Source organism: Haloarcula terrestris, from assembly GCF_031624315.1.
Lineage (GTDB): Archaea > Halobacteriota > Halobacteria > Halobacteriales > Haloarculaceae > Haloarcula > Haloarcula terrestris.
Genome location: NZ_JAMQOM010000010.1, coordinates 22,200 through 38,212, shown reverse-complemented (window position 1 = coordinate 38,212; position 16,013 = coordinate 22,200). Strand labels below are relative to the sequence as shown.

23 protein-coding genes are annotated in these 16,013 nt (G+C 63.6%); 11 read left to right on the top strand and 12 right to left on the bottom strand.

The window, feature by feature from the left end; all coding sequences use genetic code 11:
- Positions 1-16: 16 nt before the first annotated feature.
- The 4 genes from NDI54_RS17695 to gatC are packed head-to-tail and all read right to left on the bottom strand — an operon-like array spanning position 17 to position 3,003.
- On the bottom strand, positions 17-202 hold the full coding sequence (locus NDI54_RS17695) for a hypothetical protein (protein WP_310897767.1): 186 nt from the start codon (positions 200-202) through the stop codon (positions 17-19).
- A 44-nt stretch (positions 203-246) separates the two neighbouring features.
- Positions 247-1,392, bottom strand: a complete 1,146-nt coding sequence (locus NDI54_RS17690) for a M48 family metallopeptidase (protein ID WP_310897766.1) — start codon at positions 1,390-1,392, stop codon at positions 247-249.
- A gap of 54 nt (positions 1,393-1,446) precedes the next feature.
- Positions 1,447-2,724, bottom strand: a complete 1,278-nt coding sequence (gatA, locus tag NDI54_RS17685) for an Asp-tRNA(Asn)/Glu-tRNA(Gln) amidotransferase subunit GatA (protein ID WP_310897765.1) — start codon at positions 2,722-2,724, stop codon at positions 1,447-1,449.
- The gene (gene gatC, locus NDI54_RS17680) at positions 2,725-3,003 is read right to left on the bottom strand and encodes an Asp-tRNA(Asn)/Glu-tRNA(Gln) amidotransferase subunit GatC (protein ID WP_137684241.1); all 279 of its coding nucleotides are present in this window, start codon (positions 3,001-3,003) and stop codon (positions 2,725-2,727) included. It abuts the gene before it with no gap.
- A 223-nt stretch (positions 3,004-3,226) separates the two neighbouring features.
- Between gatC and NDI54_RS17675 the strand changes: the two genes are divergently transcribed.
- The 3 genes from NDI54_RS17675 to NDI54_RS17665 all read left to right on the top strand — a co-directional run bounded on the left by NDI54_RS17675 (position 3,227) and on the right by NDI54_RS17665 (position 5,264).
- The gene (locus NDI54_RS17675; RefSeq protein WP_310897764.1) at positions 3,227-4,201 is read left to right on the top strand and encodes a transcription initiation factor IIB; all 975 of its coding nucleotides are present in this window, start codon (positions 3,227-3,229) and stop codon (positions 4,199-4,201) included.
- A gap of 43 nt (positions 4,202-4,244) precedes the next feature.
- Positions 4,245-4,721 carry an NUDIX hydrolase gene (locus NDI54_RS17670; protein WP_310897763.1) on the top strand — a complete coding sequence of 159 codons (477 nt, stop codon included), beginning with the start codon at positions 4,245-4,247 and terminating at the stop codon, positions 4,719-4,721.
- Between the two features lie 120 nt (positions 4,722-4,841).
- Positions 4,842-5,264 (top strand): universal stress protein, encoded by a 423-nt coding sequence (locus NDI54_RS17665; protein WP_310897762.1) that lies wholly within the window; start codon positions 4,842-4,844, stop codon positions 5,262-5,264.
- A gap of 3 nt (positions 5,265-5,267) precedes the next feature.
- Here the strand turns inward: NDI54_RS17665 and NDI54_RS17660 are convergent, their stop codons facing one another.
- Together NDI54_RS17660 and NDI54_RS17655 are read right to left on the bottom strand one after the other, a co-directional pair.
- A complete protein-coding gene (locus NDI54_RS17660) occupies positions 5,268-6,362 on the bottom strand; it encodes an asparagine synthase C-terminal domain-containing protein (RefSeq protein ID WP_310897761.1) in 1,095 nt (364 codons plus the stop codon).
- Positions 6,362-7,048: a PHP domain-containing protein gene (locus NDI54_RS17655; RefSeq protein ID WP_310897760.1), complete on the bottom strand. Its 687-nt coding sequence runs from the start codon at positions 7,046-7,048 to the stop codon at positions 6,362-6,364. The genes NDI54_RS17660 and NDI54_RS17655 overlap by 1 nt, the downstream gene beginning before the upstream one ends.
- Positions 7,049-7,351: 303 nt before the next feature.
- Between NDI54_RS17655 and NDI54_RS17650 the strand changes: the two genes are divergently transcribed.
- A complete protein-coding gene (locus NDI54_RS17650; protein WP_310897759.1) occupies positions 7,352-7,603 on the top strand; it encodes a hypothetical protein in 252 nt (83 codons plus the stop codon).
- 48 nt (positions 7,604-7,651) lie between these two features.
- Here the strand turns inward: NDI54_RS17650 and NDI54_RS17645 are convergent, their stop codons facing one another.
- The 3 genes from NDI54_RS17645 to NDI54_RS17635 form a co-directional block, all read right to left on the bottom strand.
- Positions 7,652-8,878 carry a TIGR04347 family pseudo-SAM/SPASM protein gene (locus tag NDI54_RS17645; RefSeq protein WP_310897758.1) on the bottom strand — a complete coding sequence of 409 codons (1,227 nt, stop codon included), beginning with the start codon at positions 8,876-8,878 and terminating at the stop codon, positions 7,652-7,654.
- On the bottom strand, positions 8,875-9,189 hold the full coding sequence (locus NDI54_RS17640) for an Htur_1727 family rSAM-partnered candidate RiPP (protein ID WP_310897757.1): 315 nt from the start codon (positions 9,187-9,189) through the stop codon (positions 8,875-8,877). The genes NDI54_RS17645 and NDI54_RS17640 overlap by 4 nt, the downstream gene beginning before the upstream one ends.
- A gap of 194 nt (positions 9,190-9,383) precedes the next feature.
- Positions 9,384-10,535: a multicopper oxidase domain-containing protein gene (locus NDI54_RS17635; protein WP_310897756.1), complete on the bottom strand. Its 1,152-nt coding sequence runs from the start codon at positions 10,533-10,535 to the stop codon at positions 9,384-9,386.
- A 213-nt stretch (positions 10,536-10,748) separates the two neighbouring features.
- On the opposite strand from NDI54_RS17635, the gene NDI54_RS17630 reads away from it, so the two are divergent.
- From NDI54_RS17630 to NDI54_RS17620, 3 genes are all read left to right on the top strand, one after another.
- Positions 10,749-11,126, top strand: coding sequence for a helix-turn-helix domain-containing protein (locus NDI54_RS17630; protein WP_310897755.1), 378 nt, complete (start codon positions 10,749-10,751; stop codon positions 11,124-11,126).
- A 2-nt stretch (positions 11,127-11,128) separates the two neighbouring features.
- Positions 11,129-11,428, top strand: coding sequence for a DUF7521 family protein (locus tag NDI54_RS17625; RefSeq protein ID WP_310897754.1), 300 nt, complete (start codon positions 11,129-11,131; stop codon positions 11,426-11,428).
- 136 nt (positions 11,429-11,564) lie between these two features.
- Positions 11,565-11,858 (top strand): DUF7521 family protein, encoded by a 294-nt coding sequence (locus tag NDI54_RS17620; RefSeq protein WP_310897753.1) that lies wholly within the window; start codon positions 11,565-11,567, stop codon positions 11,856-11,858.
- A 2-nt stretch (positions 11,859-11,860) separates the two neighbouring features.
- On the opposite strand, the gene NDI54_RS17615 is transcribed toward NDI54_RS17620, so the two are convergent.
- A complete protein-coding gene (locus tag NDI54_RS17615; protein ID WP_310897752.1) occupies positions 11,861-13,174 on the bottom strand; it encodes a hypothetical protein in 1,314 nt (437 codons plus the stop codon).
- Positions 13,175-13,206: 32 nt separating this feature from the next.
- On the opposite strand from NDI54_RS17615, the gene NDI54_RS17610 reads away from it, so the two are divergent.
- Both NDI54_RS17610 and NDI54_RS17605 read left to right on the top strand, forming a co-directional pair.
- Complete coding sequence (locus NDI54_RS17610; RefSeq protein WP_310897751.1) at positions 13,207-13,548, top strand: DUF2249 domain-containing protein; 342 nt, start codon at positions 13,207-13,209, stop codon at positions 13,546-13,548.
- Positions 13,545-13,817 carry a glutamyl-tRNA reductase gene (locus tag NDI54_RS17605; protein ID WP_310897750.1) on the top strand — a complete coding sequence of 91 codons (273 nt, stop codon included), beginning with the start codon at positions 13,545-13,547 and terminating at the stop codon, positions 13,815-13,817. The genes NDI54_RS17610 and NDI54_RS17605 overlap by 4 nt, the downstream gene beginning before the upstream one ends.
- 2 nt (positions 13,818-13,819) lie before the next feature.
- On the opposite strand, the gene NDI54_RS17600 is transcribed toward NDI54_RS17605, so the two are convergent.
- Complete coding sequence (locus NDI54_RS17600) at positions 13,820-14,137, bottom strand: cupin domain-containing protein (protein ID WP_310897749.1); 318 nt, start codon at positions 14,135-14,137, stop codon at positions 13,820-13,822.
- A complete protein-coding gene (locus NDI54_RS17595; protein WP_310897748.1) occupies positions 14,134-14,367 on the bottom strand; it encodes a DUF2249 domain-containing protein in 234 nt (77 codons plus the stop codon). Before NDI54_RS17595 ends, NDI54_RS17600 begins: the two co-directional genes overlap by 4 nt.
- Before the next feature lie 89 nt (positions 14,368-14,456).
- Between NDI54_RS17595 and NDI54_RS17590 the strand changes: the two genes are divergently transcribed.
- Together NDI54_RS17590 and NDI54_RS17585 are read left to right on the top strand one after the other, a co-directional pair.
- Positions 14,457-14,993 carry a hypothetical protein gene (locus tag NDI54_RS17590; RefSeq protein WP_310897747.1) on the top strand — a complete coding sequence of 179 codons (537 nt, stop codon included), beginning with the start codon at positions 14,457-14,459 and terminating at the stop codon, positions 14,991-14,993.
- A gap of 191 nt (positions 14,994-15,184) precedes the next feature.
- Complete coding sequence (locus NDI54_RS17585) at positions 15,185-16,003, top strand: TasA family protein (protein ID WP_310897746.1); 819 nt, start codon at positions 15,185-15,187, stop codon at positions 16,001-16,003.
- Positions 16,004-16,013: the final 10 nt, after the last annotated feature.

Here is a 16,013-nt window from a genome sequence, read left to right as displayed (position 1 = left end):
CACTCGATCCGGCAACTCAGTTCCGCGAGTGCGACCAGCCGACACCGAACGCCAGTCCGTTCAGCGTCCCCAGCGCCATGCCGAGGTAGAAATCTCCCAGTGCGACGGCCAGTATCATCCCGACCCCAATCCCGAGCGCCAGTCCCTTCAGGACCGTCGGCCAGTGGAGCCAGCTCAATCGCCCGTCGGCGTCGTCGCTCATACCCTCTCTCGGGCCGCCGGCGAGTAAACTGTGTCCTTTCGAGATTACGGTCGATTACGCTCGTCGAGCACGGACTGTCGCTCCTGCAGGGCGGCGATACGGTCGTCAACGTTTGGATGTGATCCGGGCAGCAGCCGTTCGGTGACGCTGTGCCACCGACGGGCGAGCCGTTCGGCCCGTCCCTCCGGCGCGGTCTGTTCGCCGGGCTCAATTGCGTGTGGGACCACACAGAGCTCTCGGACGCCGGTCTCGGCGGTCCGGATGTCCCTGTCCGGGCGCTGGTCGTCTGTCAGCGACTCCAGCGCGCTGGCAAGTGCCGCCGGGGAGCCACAGATGGCGACACCGCCCGCATCGGCGGCGTACTCTCGGATCCGTGAGAGGAGTCGGTAGCAGGCCGTGCTGGCGAGATACAGTGTCGCCGCGACTGGTATCGCGATGACAGCAAAGAGCAGCATCACGAGGTGAATGTTCCCGCCAGCGACCCACGTCCCGTCCCGGTCGTCGCCGCCGAGGAACCAGTGACAGAACACCGAATACTGCAGTGTCTTCCCGAGCGTGCGAGCGAACAGCGCGCTGACAGTCGGGAGGAACGCGGCTGCAGTCATGACGAACGCGTCGCCGTTCTTGAGATGCGCCAGTTCGTGGGCGATGACGGCGTCGAGTTCTGCATCGTCGAGTTGGTCGACGAGCGCCGTGGTCACGAATAGCGTCTGCTCGCCGGGCCGACTGGCGACGTAGCTGTTGGGCGTCTCCGAGTCGATGACTGTCACGTCCGGTGTCGCCATGTTCGCCGTCTGTGCCAGCCGAGCCACCCGTTCTCGGAGGCGGTCGGCGGTTTCGCTGCGCCGTATCTTCGCCCGCATCTCATCGACGGACTCGGGGTCGGACGCCGGGGATTCGGTTTCGGTCGTCCCGGCGTCCCGGAGCGTCATCCGGTAGCCGTAGATGGATTGGACCGCGAGGACGAGCGGCGTCCCACCGAGGACGACGGGCCACAGCGGCACGATATCGAATCCCATCGTCCAGAACAGCGTCCCGGTGTCGTACCCGACCAGCGGCAGGAGACCGACCGCGACATGCCCCAGCACGTACGCGACGGCGACAGCCACGGCGTCGAAAGCGACGAGCACCACTACGAGCGCGATGAGGCGTGCGCGGAGGGACCACGTAGTGGACCGGAGGGGAGCCATAATTGTTCGTTCGTTGTGACGAACAAAAAGCGTACGGGGAGTCCGGGTCCGGTCTCAGGTCAGCGCGCTGCCGGCCCGGATGATTTCTCGTTCGCCAAAGGCCGGCCCGACCAACTGGAGCCCGACCGGGAGCCCGTCGTCGGTTTCGCCGGCGGGGACGGAGATAGCCGGAAGGTTCGCGAGGTTCACCGGGGTCGTGTTGGCGTCGGCTAGATACATCGTGAGCGGGTCGTCAAGGCTCTCACCGCGTTTCATCGGCGGCACGGGCATCGTCGGCGACGCCAGCACGTCGGCGTCCTCAAGCGCTTCGTCGAAGTCCTGTTTGACCCACGCGCGGGCGTCCTGGGCCTTCTTGTAGTACTTGTCGTGGTAGCCCGCTGAGAGGGCGTACGTGCCGAGCAGGATCCGGCGTTTGACCTCCTCACCGAAGCCCGCCTCGCGTGCGTTGGCGAAGGACTCGTTCCAGTTGCCGTCGTAGCCGCCCGACTGTCCGTACCGCACCCCGTCGAACCGCGCGAGGTTTGAGGATGCTTCGGACATCGCGATGACGTAGTACGCCTCGACGGCGTGTTCGACCGAGGGGAGGTCGACCTCGTGGTAGCTCGCGCCCTGGGCTTCGAGGTCGTCCAGTGCCGTCCAGAACGTCTCGACGACTTCCTCGTCGGCCCCGTCAAGGAGTTCCGTCGGCACGCCGATGGAGAGCCCGTCGACATCGCCGTCGGCGGCCGCCGCGTAGGAGCCGTCGGTTTCGGGCGCTTCCTGTGTCGTCGCGTCGTGTTCGTCCGGCCCGGCGATGACATCCAGCAGTTCGGCGGCGTCCTCGACGGTCGGCGCGATGGGGCCGATCTGTTCGAGGCTGTTGGCGTAGGCGACGAGGCCGTACCGGGAGACCAGTCCGTAGGTGGGCTTGATGCCGACGACGCCACAGAAGGCGGCCGGACAGCGGATGGAGCCGCCGGTATCGCTCCCCAGCGCGAGGTCGGCGTCGCCGGCAGCGACGACGGCGGCCGAGCCACCGGAGGACCCGCCCGGAACGCGGCCCTCGGCGACGGGGTTCTCGACAGGGCCGTACGCCGACGTTTCGGTGGTCGTCCCCATCCCGAACTCGTCCATGTTCGTCTTGCCGGGGATGGTCGCGCCGGCGTCTTTCAGGCGCTGGACGACTGTCGCGTCGTACGGTGGGACGTAGCCTTCGAGCATCGCCGAGCCACAGGTCGTCTGGACGCCCTCGGTGGAGATGTTGTCCTTGACCGCAACGGTCTTGTCCGCCAGCGGGCCGTCGTCGGCCCCTTCGATGGTTTCGTCGGAGATGTAGCCGTTGTACGCCGTCATCTACGACACCTTCGGCCCTTTGAACTGTCCGTCCTCGGTATCGCTGGCGTTTTGAAGCGCTTCCTCCTGTGAGAGGCTCTCGCGCGTCTCGTCGGGTCGCATCACGTTCGAGAGTTCGGCCTCCCGTTCTGTCTCGGGCACGTCATCGAGCGCTTCGAACGCGTCGAGAATGTCGCCCAACTGCTCGGTGAACCGCTCGATCTCGTCGTCTGCGAGGTCGACACGGGCGAGGTCGGCGACGTGCCGGACCTCCTCGGGATCGACGGCGGGGTCGCTCATGTCGGGCCGGAGTGCTGGATGCGCGGTAAGCGTTTCGAAACACCGGGGAGAAATGTAGCGAAAGTAACTGGTTGTGAACAGTATCCATACGAATCGCCAATTCTTGTTTTCTCTTCGGAAAATTGGACTTCCGAAACGGACAAAAGTTTTAAGTCGCCGTAGATACAACAATAGGCTACAACACGTTTTTCGGGTACGATACCCGGTTGTCCACCCCCAACAAATGACCGATACCAGCATCCGCCGATACTCGAACGAGCGCGAGACGGAGACAGAGCAGACCGAAGAAGAGGAGTCGGAGACGCTCGTCTGTCCGGAGTGTAGCGGGTCGCTACTCTCCGACAGCGAGCGCGGTGAGACGGTGTGTGAGGACTGTGGCCTGGTCGTCGAGGAGGACGAGATCGATCCCGGTCCCGAGTGGCGCGCGTTCGATTCGAAGGAGAAAGACGAGAAGTCCCGCGTCGGTGCCCCGACGACGAACATGATGCACGACAAGGGGCTCTCGACCAACATCGGCTGGCAGGACAAGGACGCCTACGGCAACTCCCTGTCCTCGCGCCAGCGCGAGAAGATGCAGCGACTGCGGACCTGGAACGAGCGGTTCCGGACACGGGACTCCAAGGAGCGCAACCTCAAGCAGGCCCTCGGTGAGATCGACCGGATGGCCTCCGCGCTCGGCCTCCCGGAGAACGTCCGCGAGACGGCCAGCGTCATCTACCGCCGCGCCCTCGACGAGGACCTGCTGCCCGGCCGCTCCATCGAGGGCGTCTCGACGGCGTCGCTGTACGCCGCCGCACGCCAGGCCGGTACGCCGCGGTCCCTCGATGAGATCGCCGGCGTCTCCCGCGTCGAGAAAGACGAGATCGCCCGCACCTACCGCTACGTCGTCCGGGAACTCAGCCTCGAAATCCAGCCGGCCGACCCGGAGAGCTACGTCCCGCGGTTCGCGTCGGATCTCGATCTCTCCGAGGAGGTCGAGCGCCGCGCCCGCCAGCTCCTCCAGAACGCCAAGGAGGAGGGCGTCCACTCCGGCAAGTCGCCGGTCGGCCTCGCCGCCGCCGCAGTGTACGCCGCCTCGCTGCTCACCAACGAGAAGGTGACCCAGAGCGAGGTCAGCGAGGTCGCCAACATCTCCGAGGTCACCATCCGCAACCGCTACCACGAACTGCTGGAAGCGGAAGACAACATCCACCCCTGACCGGTATCGTAACCGAAACAACCGTCTGTGCCGTCCCGTTGGTATGGAGACCACTCGACATTTTGTTGCGACCGTCTACGTCGTCAGCGACGGTGCCGTCGCGCTCCACGAACACAGTAAGCTCGACATGTGGCTGCCAGCCGGCGGCCACATCGACCGCGACGAACTCCCGCACGAGGCCGCGCTACGCGAGACGCGCGAGGAACTCGGCCTCGACGTAGAGCTGATTGCCCCACAGCAGGACATCGAGAGCGAGACGGTTCGCTCCATCCCACAGCCACAGCACTTCCTGCTTGAGGACATCAACGTCGACGCCAACGGGGATGTCGGCCACCAGCACATCGACTTCATCTTCTACGGCCGCGCGGACAGCCGCGACATCGAGCCGGGGCCGGGCGAACAGCCAGCCGAGGACTGGGAGTGGTTCGCTGCCGACGAACTGCAAGCACAGGCAGACCAGTTCCCGGCCGACGTAGTCGAAGTCGGACAGCGCGCGATTGAAGCGGTACGCGAGGCGTAACACCAGGGCCCATAGCGGCGTATCGAGCATTGGTCGCCCCAGCATCCGTGCTGAGAATGGCCACTGACCAGAAGCGGTATCGCTACCGTTCCAGTTGTTAGGTAGTTGGTAACTAACCGCATGGACCGTGTAGTAGTCACCATGTATCAGGTGGTACTCCCGGTCGACGCCAGCGAGGAACGGGCGAGAGCACAGGCCAGTGCGACGACGGGGCTCCCCCACGCCGAGGACTCGGTGACAGCGACGGTCCTGCGCGTGTTCGACGACGAGGGGACGGCCGACAAAACGTCGGTCAAGCAGACGCCCGCGGGGAAGGCACTCGTCGAAGCGCTCCAGGAGACGGGGGTCGATATCGAGACGGAGACGCGCCACGGAAACCCGGAAGTCCAGATCCTCAACGTCGCTGAAGAGCGCGATGCGGACATGATTATCCTCGGCGGCCGGAAACGCTCGCCACTGGGCGCGCTGGTCTTCGGGAGCGTCAGCCAGAGCGTGATTCTCGACTCCGAGCGGCCGGTCGCCGTAACCGGCAGCGCCGAGTGACCCTCACGCCACGAGCGATTCGACGTACTGCGTGACGTGGTCGTCCATCCGGCGCTTGTAGCCGGCCTGCCGGGCCAGGCGGTCGAGTTCCCGAGCGGCAAGCGAGCCGTACTGAGCGGCCTTCTTGTCCCGATCCGCGATCTCCTGGGGGAGGGACTCGCGGGCCGCCGCCCGGAGCGCGACCTTCCGCGTCTCGCCGTCGACGAGCAGGTCACCGTCCAGTCGGAGCGCGGCCGCGACGACGCGGTCGTGTAACAGCGGCGTCACCGGCTCGACGCCGGCGGCCCGCAACGCGAGCACGTCCCGCTCTAACTGGTCCGGGAGCGAAGCGATGACCTCGCGCTGGGCTCCGCGGACGGTGTCGGCCTCGACGCGTGGGTCCTCGGGAGCCTTGGCGACTTTCGCGTAGCCGCCGAACAGCTCGTCGGCCCCTTGGCCGAGTGCGAGCCGCTCGAAGCCATCGGCGGCGACGCGTTCGGCGACGAGATACAACGGGAGCGCGATCTGGACCGCCATCGCGTTCGTGCGCCCGGTCGCACGGGCGATTTCGGGTACCGCCCGCTCGATGGCGTCGTGTGTGAGTTCGACGACGCGGACTTCCGTTCCCAGCAGATCAGCGGCTGACCGCGCCGCTTCAACATCGTGGCTATCCGGGAAGCCGGCGACGTACAGCGGCGCGTCGAGTCGAGCCGCGAGCAGCGCCGAGTCCACGCCGCCGGAGAACGCGATTGCGAGGGAATCAGTGTCGATAGCATCGATACTCGTCTCGACAGCGTCGCGGACCTGCTCGATGGCCGTCTCGCGGTCGCCGACCGGCTCGGGCGACGGGAGCGACCATCGCCGTTGGGATCCGTTATCGTCCCGAACGTGGCCGGCCGAGAACGACGCCGGGTCGTCGAGGTCCGTCGGGTCGTGGCTCCACTGTTCGGGGTCGAGACGCGTCTCCGCAGACACAGCACGCTCCACGAACAGCGGATATCGGCCGAGCACGTCACGGACGAGCGTGCCGTCGAGGTCGCCCGCGAACCCGCCGGTTCCGGGGAGCGGGTCGCTACTGTCGATGGCCTCGGCGACGGTGTCCGGGTCGGCTCCCTGCATCACTGGAGTAGCTCCGCGATGCCGTTCTTGACGCGTCGTTTCGCCCCACCGGCGGCCTGCCGGAAGCTGATGCGCCACGGCGTCCGCTTGCCCTCGACGGTCGTTTTGCCCTCACGGATGGCGTCGAGAATCGCGTCGGCCGAGCGCTCGTCCGTGTCGACGTTCGTGACTGCCTGCCCGACCATCTCCGCGATGTGGGCGTCGCTGCCGGCGGTCATCGGCAGTCCTTCTCGACGGGCGAAGCGTTCGGCCTGCCGGTTCGACCGCCCGGTCAGCAGCCGCGAGTTGTACACTTCGATGGCGTCGGCGGTGGCGAGTTCGTCTTTCGAGATGTGTTCTAACACGCCGTGGCGGGACTCCTGAAACGGGTGCGGGACGACTGCGAGCCCGCCCTGGTCGCGGATGCGGTCGAGCGTCTCGTCGAAGGGAAGCTGGGGCGGAATCGCCTCCTGAATCCCCAGAGCGAGGACGTGTCCGGCGGCGCACGTGACCTCCATCCCGGGAATGCCGACGAGGCCGTACTCCGGGGCGAGTTCGGCCGCTCGGAGGCTCGCGGCGATCTCGTCGTGGTCCGTCACCGCCAGCGCGTCCAGTCCGACCGCACTGGCTTGCTCTAAGAGGAGCTCGACCGGGTCCCGGCCGTCGTACGACAGCGACGAATGCGTATGTAGCTCAACCGACTGCACAGGTCCCGATAGCGGGGGGCAGGGCAAAAACGCCCCGGTCCGCCCTAAGCAGGGTCACAGAAACGGAGAACGTGTCGGCCGCCCGTTCCAGTGGCGGCCGAATGCCCGAAGGAACGCCCATCTGTCCCACGAGACTGAGCGCGTGCTTTCCCGACGACACGACCGTCAAGCGACGGTCGCGTTCCAAAGTACCAGCGCAGATCGGTTGAGTCACTGTCCCCAGAAATGGGGGCATTGAAACCGGTATTGTTGGGTAGTATATCCCCTTAAAAAATAAGGTCCGATGTCACATTGGAACCGTATATGCCGACAAAAACTGGGGGCTCACACGCTCTCGCCACGTTCGTGACCCTGATCCTCGGTGCATTGTTGTCGAAGTACATCTGGGAACTCGTGCCCCCGCTCGGTGACCTTTCGCTCCGGGTTATGACGTTTATTACTGCCGTGACCGGGGCATCAATCCCCACAAGCGAACAGTTCGCCGGGACTGTCGTCGTGATGGTCGGGATCTCGTTCGTCTGGGGTGTCGTGTATCATCTGGGCCGCCACTCCTGAACGGTGACGGACGTATTCGAGGGGACACAGCGCGACAACCGTATCCGTTCAATCTGCGGTGTGGCGCGTTGATTCCCCGGTGTCAAACGCCGGTTGTCCGCGGATCTCCTCGTCTTCGAGGTAACACTGCGGGTCCGGCGCGAACAGGTCGTCTTCGACGGTCAGCGCCCGGAGCCGGGAGGCCCCGCGACACACCCCAGCGTAGCGGCAGTCGGCACATTTCCCCGTGAGGTGGTCCTCCCGGTTGCGAAGCGCCGAAAGCAGCGGGTTCGACTCGTCCTCCCAGATGTCGCCAAAGGAGCGGTCGCGGACGTTCCCCAGCGAGTAGCCCTGCCAGAACTGCGTCAGGTGGACGTTGCCCTGGTAGTCCACGTCGGCAACGCGTTCGCCGGTCGGGTCGCCGCCGTTGACCCGCAGGTACTCGTACACCCGCCGGGCCTGCGCGTCGCTCATGTGCTCGCGGGCGTACTCGACGAGGTAGGCCGCGTCAGCGTAGTTCCCGACCAGTAGCGTCTCGATCTCCTCGCCGCGGTCGTGGTACTCGCGGGTCATGTCACAGACCCGCTTCACAGCCTGCCGACGGTCCTCGGGGGTGAGGTCGGCATCGACGATTTCGGTCCCTCGGCCGCCGTAGTCCAGGTGGTAGAAACAGAAGCGGTCCACACCCACGTCGGTCAGCAAGTCGACGACGCCCTCTAAATCCGCGGCGTTGCGCTCGGTGATGGTGTACCGGAGTCCGGTCTTCAGTCCCGCGTCGAGACAGTTCTCGATCCCCTGGACAGCGCCCTCGAACGCGCCGTCGACTCCCCGGAAGTCGTCGTTTCGGTCCGGCAGGCCGTCGACAGAGACGCCGGCGTATTTCAGCCCGGCGTCCTTGAGCGACTGGGCGCGCTCCTCGGTGATGAGTGTCCCGTTGGTCGAGAGCACCGGCCGGACGCCGACCTCGTTAGCGTAGGCGACCAGTTCTTCGAGATCTTGGCGGACGAGCGGCTCGCCTCCGGAGAACAGCACGACCGGCGCACCGTAGTCGGCCAGGTCCGCAAGCAGCGCTTTCCCCTCCGCGGTCGAGAGTTCCCCGTCGGCGATTTCGGTGTCGGCGGCGGCGTAACAGTGGTCACAGTAAAGGTTGCACTGCTTGGTGACGTTCCAGACGACGACGGGCCGGCGCTGCTTTTCGTCCCGTATCTGGCGTTTGGTCGACTCGTCAGCGGCGTCGTATCGGAGGCCGTCACCTTCGGCGTCTAAGTCACAGAGCAGTTTCGAGACCGAAATCATCGGTTGTCTCCCCGAAGCGTCGCTGATTCCATTTCGTCGACGGTCATCGTGGCGTCATCCCCGGGTGCCCCCGAACCGAGCGTCGCAGCATCCGTCTGATAGCGCTGTGTCTCGTCGGCGGGACACAGCCACAGCGTGACAGCAGTCCGTCCGAACAGCGATGCCGCCTGTTCTCTGGCGATGTCAGCGGATGGGGCGCTGACGCTGCCGACGTGCGTGAGCGGGTCCGCCGTGTCCTCGCGGACGAACACCTCCCACTCACGGCTCGTCGCGCCGCGTGGGGCGTCCACTTCGGTGTCGAGTTCTCCCATGGCTTCGGATTCGTTCACACGTCAAAAACGGCCCTTGCGTGTTCCCAGTCCGTGAGAACCCTCGGCGAGTTTGATATCGCGCTATGAGATATATTGTAGCGAACCGGGATTGGGTCGTACAGTTGAACCGCTTGCCGAGAAACCGCCGAAAACAGCCGCATGGGACAGACCAACAGACCGCTCCGAATCCGCTCTCAGCCTTCGTAGCCGGCGTACTCCATCAGCTGTTTGAAGATGTCGGTGTCCATCGCTTCCTTGTAGACGACGCCGGTGACCATCCCGCCGGGGTAGGAGTTGCCGTTCATCGCGTGGCTGACCTTGTGACAGTGCGCGAGGTAGATGCCGGGATCGGCGTCGGCCTCAAACTCGATGGTGTGTCGCCCGGCGGGCGGGATGCTGGTGATGTCCTGGTCGTGACGGGCGGCTTCCGGAATCTTCCCGCCGTCCTTGTGGGTCACCTGGAACCGGTGGTTGTGGATGTGCATCGGGTGGTCCATGTACCCGTTGTTACACATGTGGATGCGGACCGTATCGCCCTGCTCGACGATAATCGGCGAGCCGTCTTCGGGATGGAGCGTCCGCGGTGCGGCCTTACCGTTGATGGTGAACGTGTCGGGTCGGCGGTTGCGAGCGTCGTAGCTGGCGTCCATCCCGGCCATCTGGCGGTTGAGCCGGGAGTCCCACTCCTTGAGCGTCATGAAATACTCCTTGTCAGCCGGCTCGTAGCCCTTCGGGTCGACGCGGAAGATGCCGTACATCCCCATGTCGATGTGCCGGTGGGTCTGGTAGTGGCAGTGATAGAGGTGCGTCCCGGGCACGTTCGCGGGGATGGTGTAGGTGTGTTTCTCGCCGGGGTCGATACGGATCCCCGTCGTGGTCGGGACGCCGTCGTCTTCCCATTTCTTCCGGACGGCGTGGAAATGCACCGTGTGCGGGCGCATACCGTCCGTGTTGTCGAAGGTGACCTCCATGTCCTCGCCCTCGGTCGTCCGGAGAATCGGTCCCGGGACGCTTGGCTCGCCGTCGTCGGCTTTGAACGCCCACACCTGTGGGAGTTCGACGGGGCCACCCATCGATTCGCCGGGGTGGGCCTCGTGTTTGGCCGGCACAGAGGAGAGCGTCACCTCTCCGCCCTGCTCGTCGACGTTGACGATCTCCGGCGGCGACGTGGTCGGGAGATCGCTGTCGGACTGGGCCGGGGTTGCGCTGCTGTCAACTGACTCTTCGGTTGGAACCTCACCCGGAGCGGTACAGCCCGCGAGCGCGAGCGTGCCGCCGAGGCCGGACGCTTTCACGAAGTCGCGACGGGAGATGCCCGAGCCGGGTGCGCCAATCTGGTCTTCCATAAGCAATTGAGGATAAGACACCACAGTATAAACCCCCGAAGGGGCGTTCCCAGCCCTGCAGAAGCGTTCTCAGGTACTGGGAACAGAGTGAGAGTATACACATAAGCACCCCATATATCACGGAACGTGAAGCCTGCAACCGGTCGATGTCGGGCGGTAAGCGCTCCGAAGTCGGTTATATTAAACGTCTCGGGCGGGCAGTGTCGGGCAAGGATGGTCCGGGACCCCTTCGCTGACGAGGAGACGCCGGAGTTGCAGACGGTCCTCGACGCGCTCGACGACGAGGATTGTCGCGCTATCGTCAGCGTACTGGAGGAACCACTGACGGCGAGTGAAATATCGGAGCGCAGCGGTGTGCCGCTGTCGACGACCTACCGAAAGCTCGAACTGCTGACGGAGTCCTCGTTGCTGTACGAGGGCGTCGAAGTCCGCTCGGACGGCCAACACGCCAGCCGGTACGCGATTGACTTCGAGGAGGTCGTCATCAGTCTCGACGAGGAACTGTCGCTCACCGTCGACATCTCACACCGGGCTCGGACACCGGACCAACGGCTGGAGAACCTCTGGTCCGAGGTACGAAAGGAGACATAACCATGGTACACATTCCAAGTTCAGAAGTCGGCATCGTCGTTTCGAAGACGCTCATCCTCATTCTCGGTGGACTGATAACCTACTATTCGTATCAAGCGTATACGCGGACGAAAAGCCCACAGCACAAGTGGCTCACGTACGGGTTCGGCGTGGTGACAGTTGGCGCGTTCGCCGGGGGAGTGCTTGACATCGTCGTCGGCAGATACCTCGGCCAGCAGCTCCTCTCTGTCAGCGTCTTTACGTCGAGTTCGCTGACGGCTATCGGCCTGGGCATCATTCTGTACTCGTTGTACGTTCAGTAGCAACCGTTCGGCACACCGCAGCGACCGTCTGTCCGGTGTTTTCGGGATCGCTCGGGAGGATTCACTGTCTAGCGGCGTTCCCACTGGGTGATAACACTGTGAGCTGTATATTTATCCGCGTGTATCACTGGTCGTTATGTTGGGAGCGAACGCAGTCCTGTTAGTCGGGATGAAGACAGTCACGCTGTGCTGTGGGGCGATACTGACCCCACTGACGTACCGGGCGTACCGCCGCACCAAGGCCCCGGCGATGCGGGCACTTTGTCTCGGTATCGGGTTCGTCACGTTGGGCGCAATACTCGGCGGGAGCCTCCATCAGCTCATCGGCATGCCGGTGGCACAGAGCGTCACTGTCGAGGAGCTGTTCACCGCTGTAGGGTTCTTTATTCTGACCTACTCGCTATACACGGAGCAACCGACGACGACCTGAATTCACGACTCCTCGGCCGCTGTCTGTTCACGCCCGATCAACAGTGTCGGCAGCGACTGCGGGCTGTGTTCGACGAGGACGGTAACGAGGTTGCTGGCGAACAGGAGCGTGCCGAGAAGCGCAAGCGCCCCAGCGATCAGCGCCACTGTGTCTGGCATCTCAAGCCACTGCTCGCTCACCAGAAGGCCGTACGCGAGAGTCAGCGCCACGCCGTCGAGGGCAGCGATCCGGTGGTCGTACAGGTCATCGACTATCGGCACGTCCTCGAATCCCAGCCGGTCGCTGTACCGGTGGACCCAGACGATGAACGGGACGACGTGATACAGCGTCCCGAGAACGACGAAACCGACGCCGCCAACGAGCAGTACCGTTGACGGGTGACCGAGCAGCCCGCTGTAGGAAAGCGGGTCTTGCCACCACGCGGCCACCGTCAGTCCCGCCCAGAGGACCAGTGACACCGCCGCGATGCTGTAGCGGGTCAACATCGGCGACCACTCGACGCGCGCACTGACGAGCTGACGCGCAAGCAGCGCCGCCACCACGCCGATACCGACCGCGACCAGGACCGCACCGAGTTGCGCCAGCAAGGTGGACCCAATCAGTCGACCGCCGGCAAGTGCTAGCACGCCAATCGGATAGAGGGCGGTCTCTGCTCGCTGGGCCGCCACGTCGACCTTGCCGGTGTCGGCCTGCGTGAACATCGGCGCAAGCTGTGCCAGCGCGCCTGCGACAGTCGTCAAGACCGCCCCGAACACGGCAAGGGTTCCGTGGGCCAACAGGAGCCCCTGCCGGCCAACGCCCAGAAGCGGAAGGATGCCGACAGCGTGATCGAGCGCCAGCCCGACCCCGGCGGCCGTCACGAGGGCGAAAAACACCAGTGCCCAGCCGAAGTGGATGGCCGTTACATCGGATTCAGCTGCCAGCAGCGTCCGCCCGATGTTGTAACAGAGGATCCAGACACCGACCAGTGCGAACGAGCCGGCGACCGGCAACAGGGTCCGGCTGGCCGTCAGGAAGCAAGCCGCCAGGCCCGCAAATCCGACCGCCGCGAGTGCCAACTGTGCGGCCGCCAGGCGACGCGAGTGCAGTTCGACCCCGCACCAGACCGGGACGAACTGCGTCAGCGCGCCCATGATGGTGAGACAGACCCAGCCCGCGAGCAAGAGGTGGACCTGTGCGAGATGCCCGGCTCGTCCGCCAACGACACCGACGGCGACACCGGCGACGAGAAATGCCAGTGCGACCACGAAATGACGCAGCGGAATCGTCATCGGCGGTGCGGCGTTCGCGTCCACGTCGGCAGGGATGCCGCTCATTACTGCCTGCTACGGCCCTGTCCCTGCTGGCAATGTGGCCGAATATGTTCGGGAAAACAGTCGGCCCGTTCACAGCCGAACCCGAATATATGGCGGCGAACAACCAGCCCACGGAACGAGTCACAGCCCTGATTTCGGAAACGGACGCGCCCGACGACGCACCGACAGCGCAGCTTGACGTGCGATCACTCGGGCCACCAAAGCCGCTCAAGCAGACACTGGAACGGCTCGCCGATCTGAACGACAACACCGTTCTGCTCCAGTTCAACGACCGCGCCCCGCAACACCTCTATCCGAAACTCGACGACAGAGGGTACGACTTCGAAACTGTTGAGACCGACGACACGACAGTGACAGTCATCTGGCGCAGATGAGTCGGAACACTGAGTCGCCCGTCGACGTTGACGAAGCGCTCACTCGTATCGATAGCCGGGGCGCAAAGATTCGAAAGGAGCAACTCGAACGGACACTGTCACAGCTACAGGCTGACAGCGAGTTGACAGCCGACCAGCGGCTGGCGGTCGAGGAACTGAGCGAACGCCTGGTCGACCAATTGCTTGCTGTCCCGCGGGCGAGTCTACAGGACGCGGCGCGGAACGCGGACGAGGAGACGATCGAGACGGCGATGTCCCTGTTCGAGTAGCCCTACTCTGAGGACGCTGCGAGGACGAGCAGCGCCTCACTGTCCGCCGTTGCTGCTGGTGAAATGTCCTGATCGCCATCGAATCGGACGGTTTCTCCCGGCGACAGCGACAGCGTCTCGTCGCCGAGCGTCAGGTCCACGGCACCCGAACGGAGATAGAACACGATATCCCGACCGGGATGGGTGTGGGCCGGAATCGACTCGCCCGCATCGAGGGACAACTGGATGGTCTTGGGCTCTCCGTTGAACAGTCTCGTCCGGCCGGCCCCGTCACCGTCGAGATCGGCTCGCTCTGTTCCGGTAGACTCGGCGTCACTCATTGTTTCGGGAGGTCCGCGACGTACTTCTGTGGCCCGTCCTGTTCACACTGGTAGTTCGCCGCGTCGAAAGCGTCGACTTCGGCCTGCATCTCGTAGAACAGTGGCTTGGGCTCGTGATCGTTGATAATCCGGAGCGTTTCACCGGCCGCCAACGCCTCGAAGGCGTTGTGTATCTTGGGATGGCGCTCCGGCGGCGGCGTCTCGCGCAGATCGAGTGTGGTTGCTGGCATCATGCGGATGTTCGATGCAGGCCGGTGAGGGGGTTCTCCCGAATATGTTCGGGGATAGGCCCTGATACGTAGCCGCGATACGTTTGGGTATGAGCCTTCTCTCCGGCCTCCGCGGCGGTTCAGATGTCGGGTTCGATAGCTACGGGACGTTCGTTCCCGAACACACCCCGGATCCAGGACCGTTCCTGTCGGACGCATCGGTACTGACTGGGGCCGACCACGCGGCCTTCCACCGGCTTACGATGGATCTGTTCGACGAGCGCGGCGTGTACGATATGACCTTCGGCTACAACCTCGCGCGGCTGAACCTCGATCACCGGCACCCGGACGCCGGGTTCCGCTACGCTCGTGAGCCCGACGACAGCAGCGTGTTGCGGGCCGAATTCACGCCGACAACGGAGTTCTGCCCGCAGAGCGATACCTTGACCGTCGGCGCGTTCCGCGCCTGGAACGGGCTGACGGACCGCCACGAGTACGATGTCGTCCGCGTCCGCGTCGATCCGATGCACCACCAGAGCACGCGGATCAACGACAAGCTTCAGCGCCTCGAAACGCAGTTCCGACAAACTGGTGAACTCCAGACGGACGACGAGGACGGGGCGTCCGATGATAGTGTCCCGTTCTGACAGGACTGTGATTGTATCGGCCCGAATCCACCGCTAAAATCTGTAGAGGCCGTCAACGCGGTTGGTAAGGAGCTATTACTATCTGAGATCTAAATGATCTTCCGTGGTGTTGTTGCTATCGTTACCGCGCTATAACGGCGGTTTTAACGGCTGAGAAAGTGGAAACACTTATACAATCACCTTGTCAAATAATGGTAGACCAAGCTTACCGGATGTGGGGATTCGGGCTTGGTGGGCTGGTGGAGCCTCACACCTCCACAGTGAGATACATGTCAGACAAAAGTATTGAGTTGACGCGACGCAGAGTATTGGGTGGAATCGCTACGGTTGGTGCGGCAAGTGCAGCGGCAGGTGCCGGGACGTTCGCGTACTTCAGTGATGAAGAAACAAGCACGGGTAACACGATCCAAGCCGGGACGGTTGACCTTGGTTCTCCAGAGACCAGCGGTAGCCAGTCACTTGGGACCGATCTCGCGCCGGGTGACAACTTTACCATCCAGATCGAAACAACATACAATGGATCTATTGATGACGTCGATCTAAACCTCAACGCTCAGCTAACAGATCCTACTGTGAATACAGAAACCGGTGATAACACTACCGACCTCTCCGCGGCACAGTTCGCGTCTGCATTCAAAATTGATGGGAACGATGGTGAGGCATATGTGCAAATCAATCCAGAAGATGACGGTCCAAAAGATGATTTACTCGGTTCAGACTCACTAGCCGAAACCGATATCAATACAGATCTCGATGTTAGCTCGGGAGATGTTGACGACGACGGTAATTACGATGTGTCCGGTGTGGATCTAAACGATATAGTTTCCGATGGTCTGAGTGGAGAGACCGATTATGCGACACTTCAGAATGGGGACACGGTGCGAGTCCAAATCAGTGGAACCCTCGATACGGACCTCGGAAATGCTGGACAGGCAGATAGCGTTGACGTTCAAGTAGCGTTCGGTGTCCAACAGAATGGGGAGTCGAGTCAGGCTCCAAGCTTCCAATAAATACCAATAG

Bases quoted from the DNA above. Each gene is read 5' to 3' on its own strand.
- NDI54_RS17695 (WP_310897767.1), bottom strand. From the start codon at position 202: ATGAGCGACGACGCCGACGGGCGATTGAGCTGGCTCCACTGGCCGACG.
- NDI54_RS17670 (WP_310897763.1), top strand. From the start codon at position 4,245: ATGGAGACCACTCGACATTTTGTTGCGACCGTCTACGTCGTCAGCGAC.
- NDI54_RS17660 (WP_310897761.1), bottom strand. From the start codon at position 6,362: ATGCAGGGAGCCGACCCGGACACCGTCGCCGAGGCCATCGACAGTAGC.
- NDI54_RS17600 (WP_310897749.1), bottom strand. From the start codon at position 14,137: ATGAGTGACGCCGAGTCTACCGGAACAGAGCGAGCCGATCTCGACGGT.
- NDI54_RS17665 (WP_310897762.1), top strand. From the start codon at position 4,842: ATGGACCGTGTAGTAGTCACCATGTATCAGGTGGTACTCCCGGTCGAC.
- NDI54_RS17640 (WP_310897757.1), bottom strand. From the start codon at position 9,189: ATGGGAGAACTCGACACCGAAGTGGACGCCCCACGCGGCGCGACGAGC.
- NDI54_RS17635 (WP_310897756.1), bottom strand. From the start codon at position 10,535: ATGGAAGACCAGATTGGCGCACCCGGCTCGGGCATCTCCCGTCGCGAC.
- NDI54_RS17615 (WP_310897752.1), bottom strand. From the start codon at position 13,174: ATGAGCGGCATCCCTGCCGACGTGGACGCGAACGCCGCACCGCCGATG.
- NDI54_RS17605 (WP_310897750.1), top strand. From the start codon at position 13,545: ATGAGTCGGAACACTGAGTCGCCCGTCGACGTTGACGAAGCGCTCACT.
- NDI54_RS17690 (WP_310897766.1), bottom strand. From the start codon at position 1,392: ATGGCTCCCCTCCGGTCCACTACGTGGTCCCTCCGCGCACGCCTCATC.
- NDI54_RS17650 (WP_310897759.1), top strand. From the start codon at position 7,352: ATGCCGACAAAAACTGGGGGCTCACACGCTCTCGCCACGTTCGTGACC.
- gatC (WP_137684241.1), bottom strand. From the start codon at position 3,003: ATGAGCGACCCCGCCGTCGATCCCGAGGAGGTCCGGCACGTCGCCGAC.
- NDI54_RS17620 (WP_310897753.1), top strand. From the start codon at position 11,565: ATGTTGGGAGCGAACGCAGTCCTGTTAGTCGGGATGAAGACAGTCACG.
- NDI54_RS17595 (WP_310897748.1), bottom strand. From the start codon at position 14,367: ATGCCAGCAACCACACTCGATCTGCGCGAGACGCCGCCGCCGGAGCGC.
- NDI54_RS17590 (WP_310897747.1), top strand. From the start codon at position 14,457: ATGAGCCTTCTCTCCGGCCTCCGCGGCGGTTCAGATGTCGGGTTCGAT.
- NDI54_RS17630 (WP_310897755.1), top strand. From the start codon at position 10,749: ATGGTCCGGGACCCCTTCGCTGACGAGGAGACGCCGGAGTTGCAGACG.
- gatA (WP_310897765.1), bottom strand. From the start codon at position 2,724: ATGACGGCGTACAACGGCTACATCTCCGACGAAACCATCGAAGGGGCC.
- NDI54_RS17625 (WP_310897754.1), top strand. From the start codon at position 11,129: ATGGTACACATTCCAAGTTCAGAAGTCGGCATCGTCGTTTCGAAGACG.
- NDI54_RS17610 (WP_310897751.1), top strand. From the start codon at position 13,207: ATGTGGCCGAATATGTTCGGGAAAACAGTCGGCCCGTTCACAGCCGAA.
- NDI54_RS17645 (WP_310897758.1), bottom strand. From the start codon at position 8,878: ATGATTTCGGTCTCGAAACTGCTCTGTGACTTAGACGCCGAAGGTGAC.
- NDI54_RS17675 (WP_310897764.1), top strand. From the start codon at position 3,227: ATGACCGATACCAGCATCCGCCGATACTCGAACGAGCGCGAGACGGAG.
- NDI54_RS17585 (WP_310897746.1), top strand. From the start codon at position 15,185: ATGGTAGACCAAGCTTACCGGATGTGGGGATTCGGGCTTGGTGGGCTG.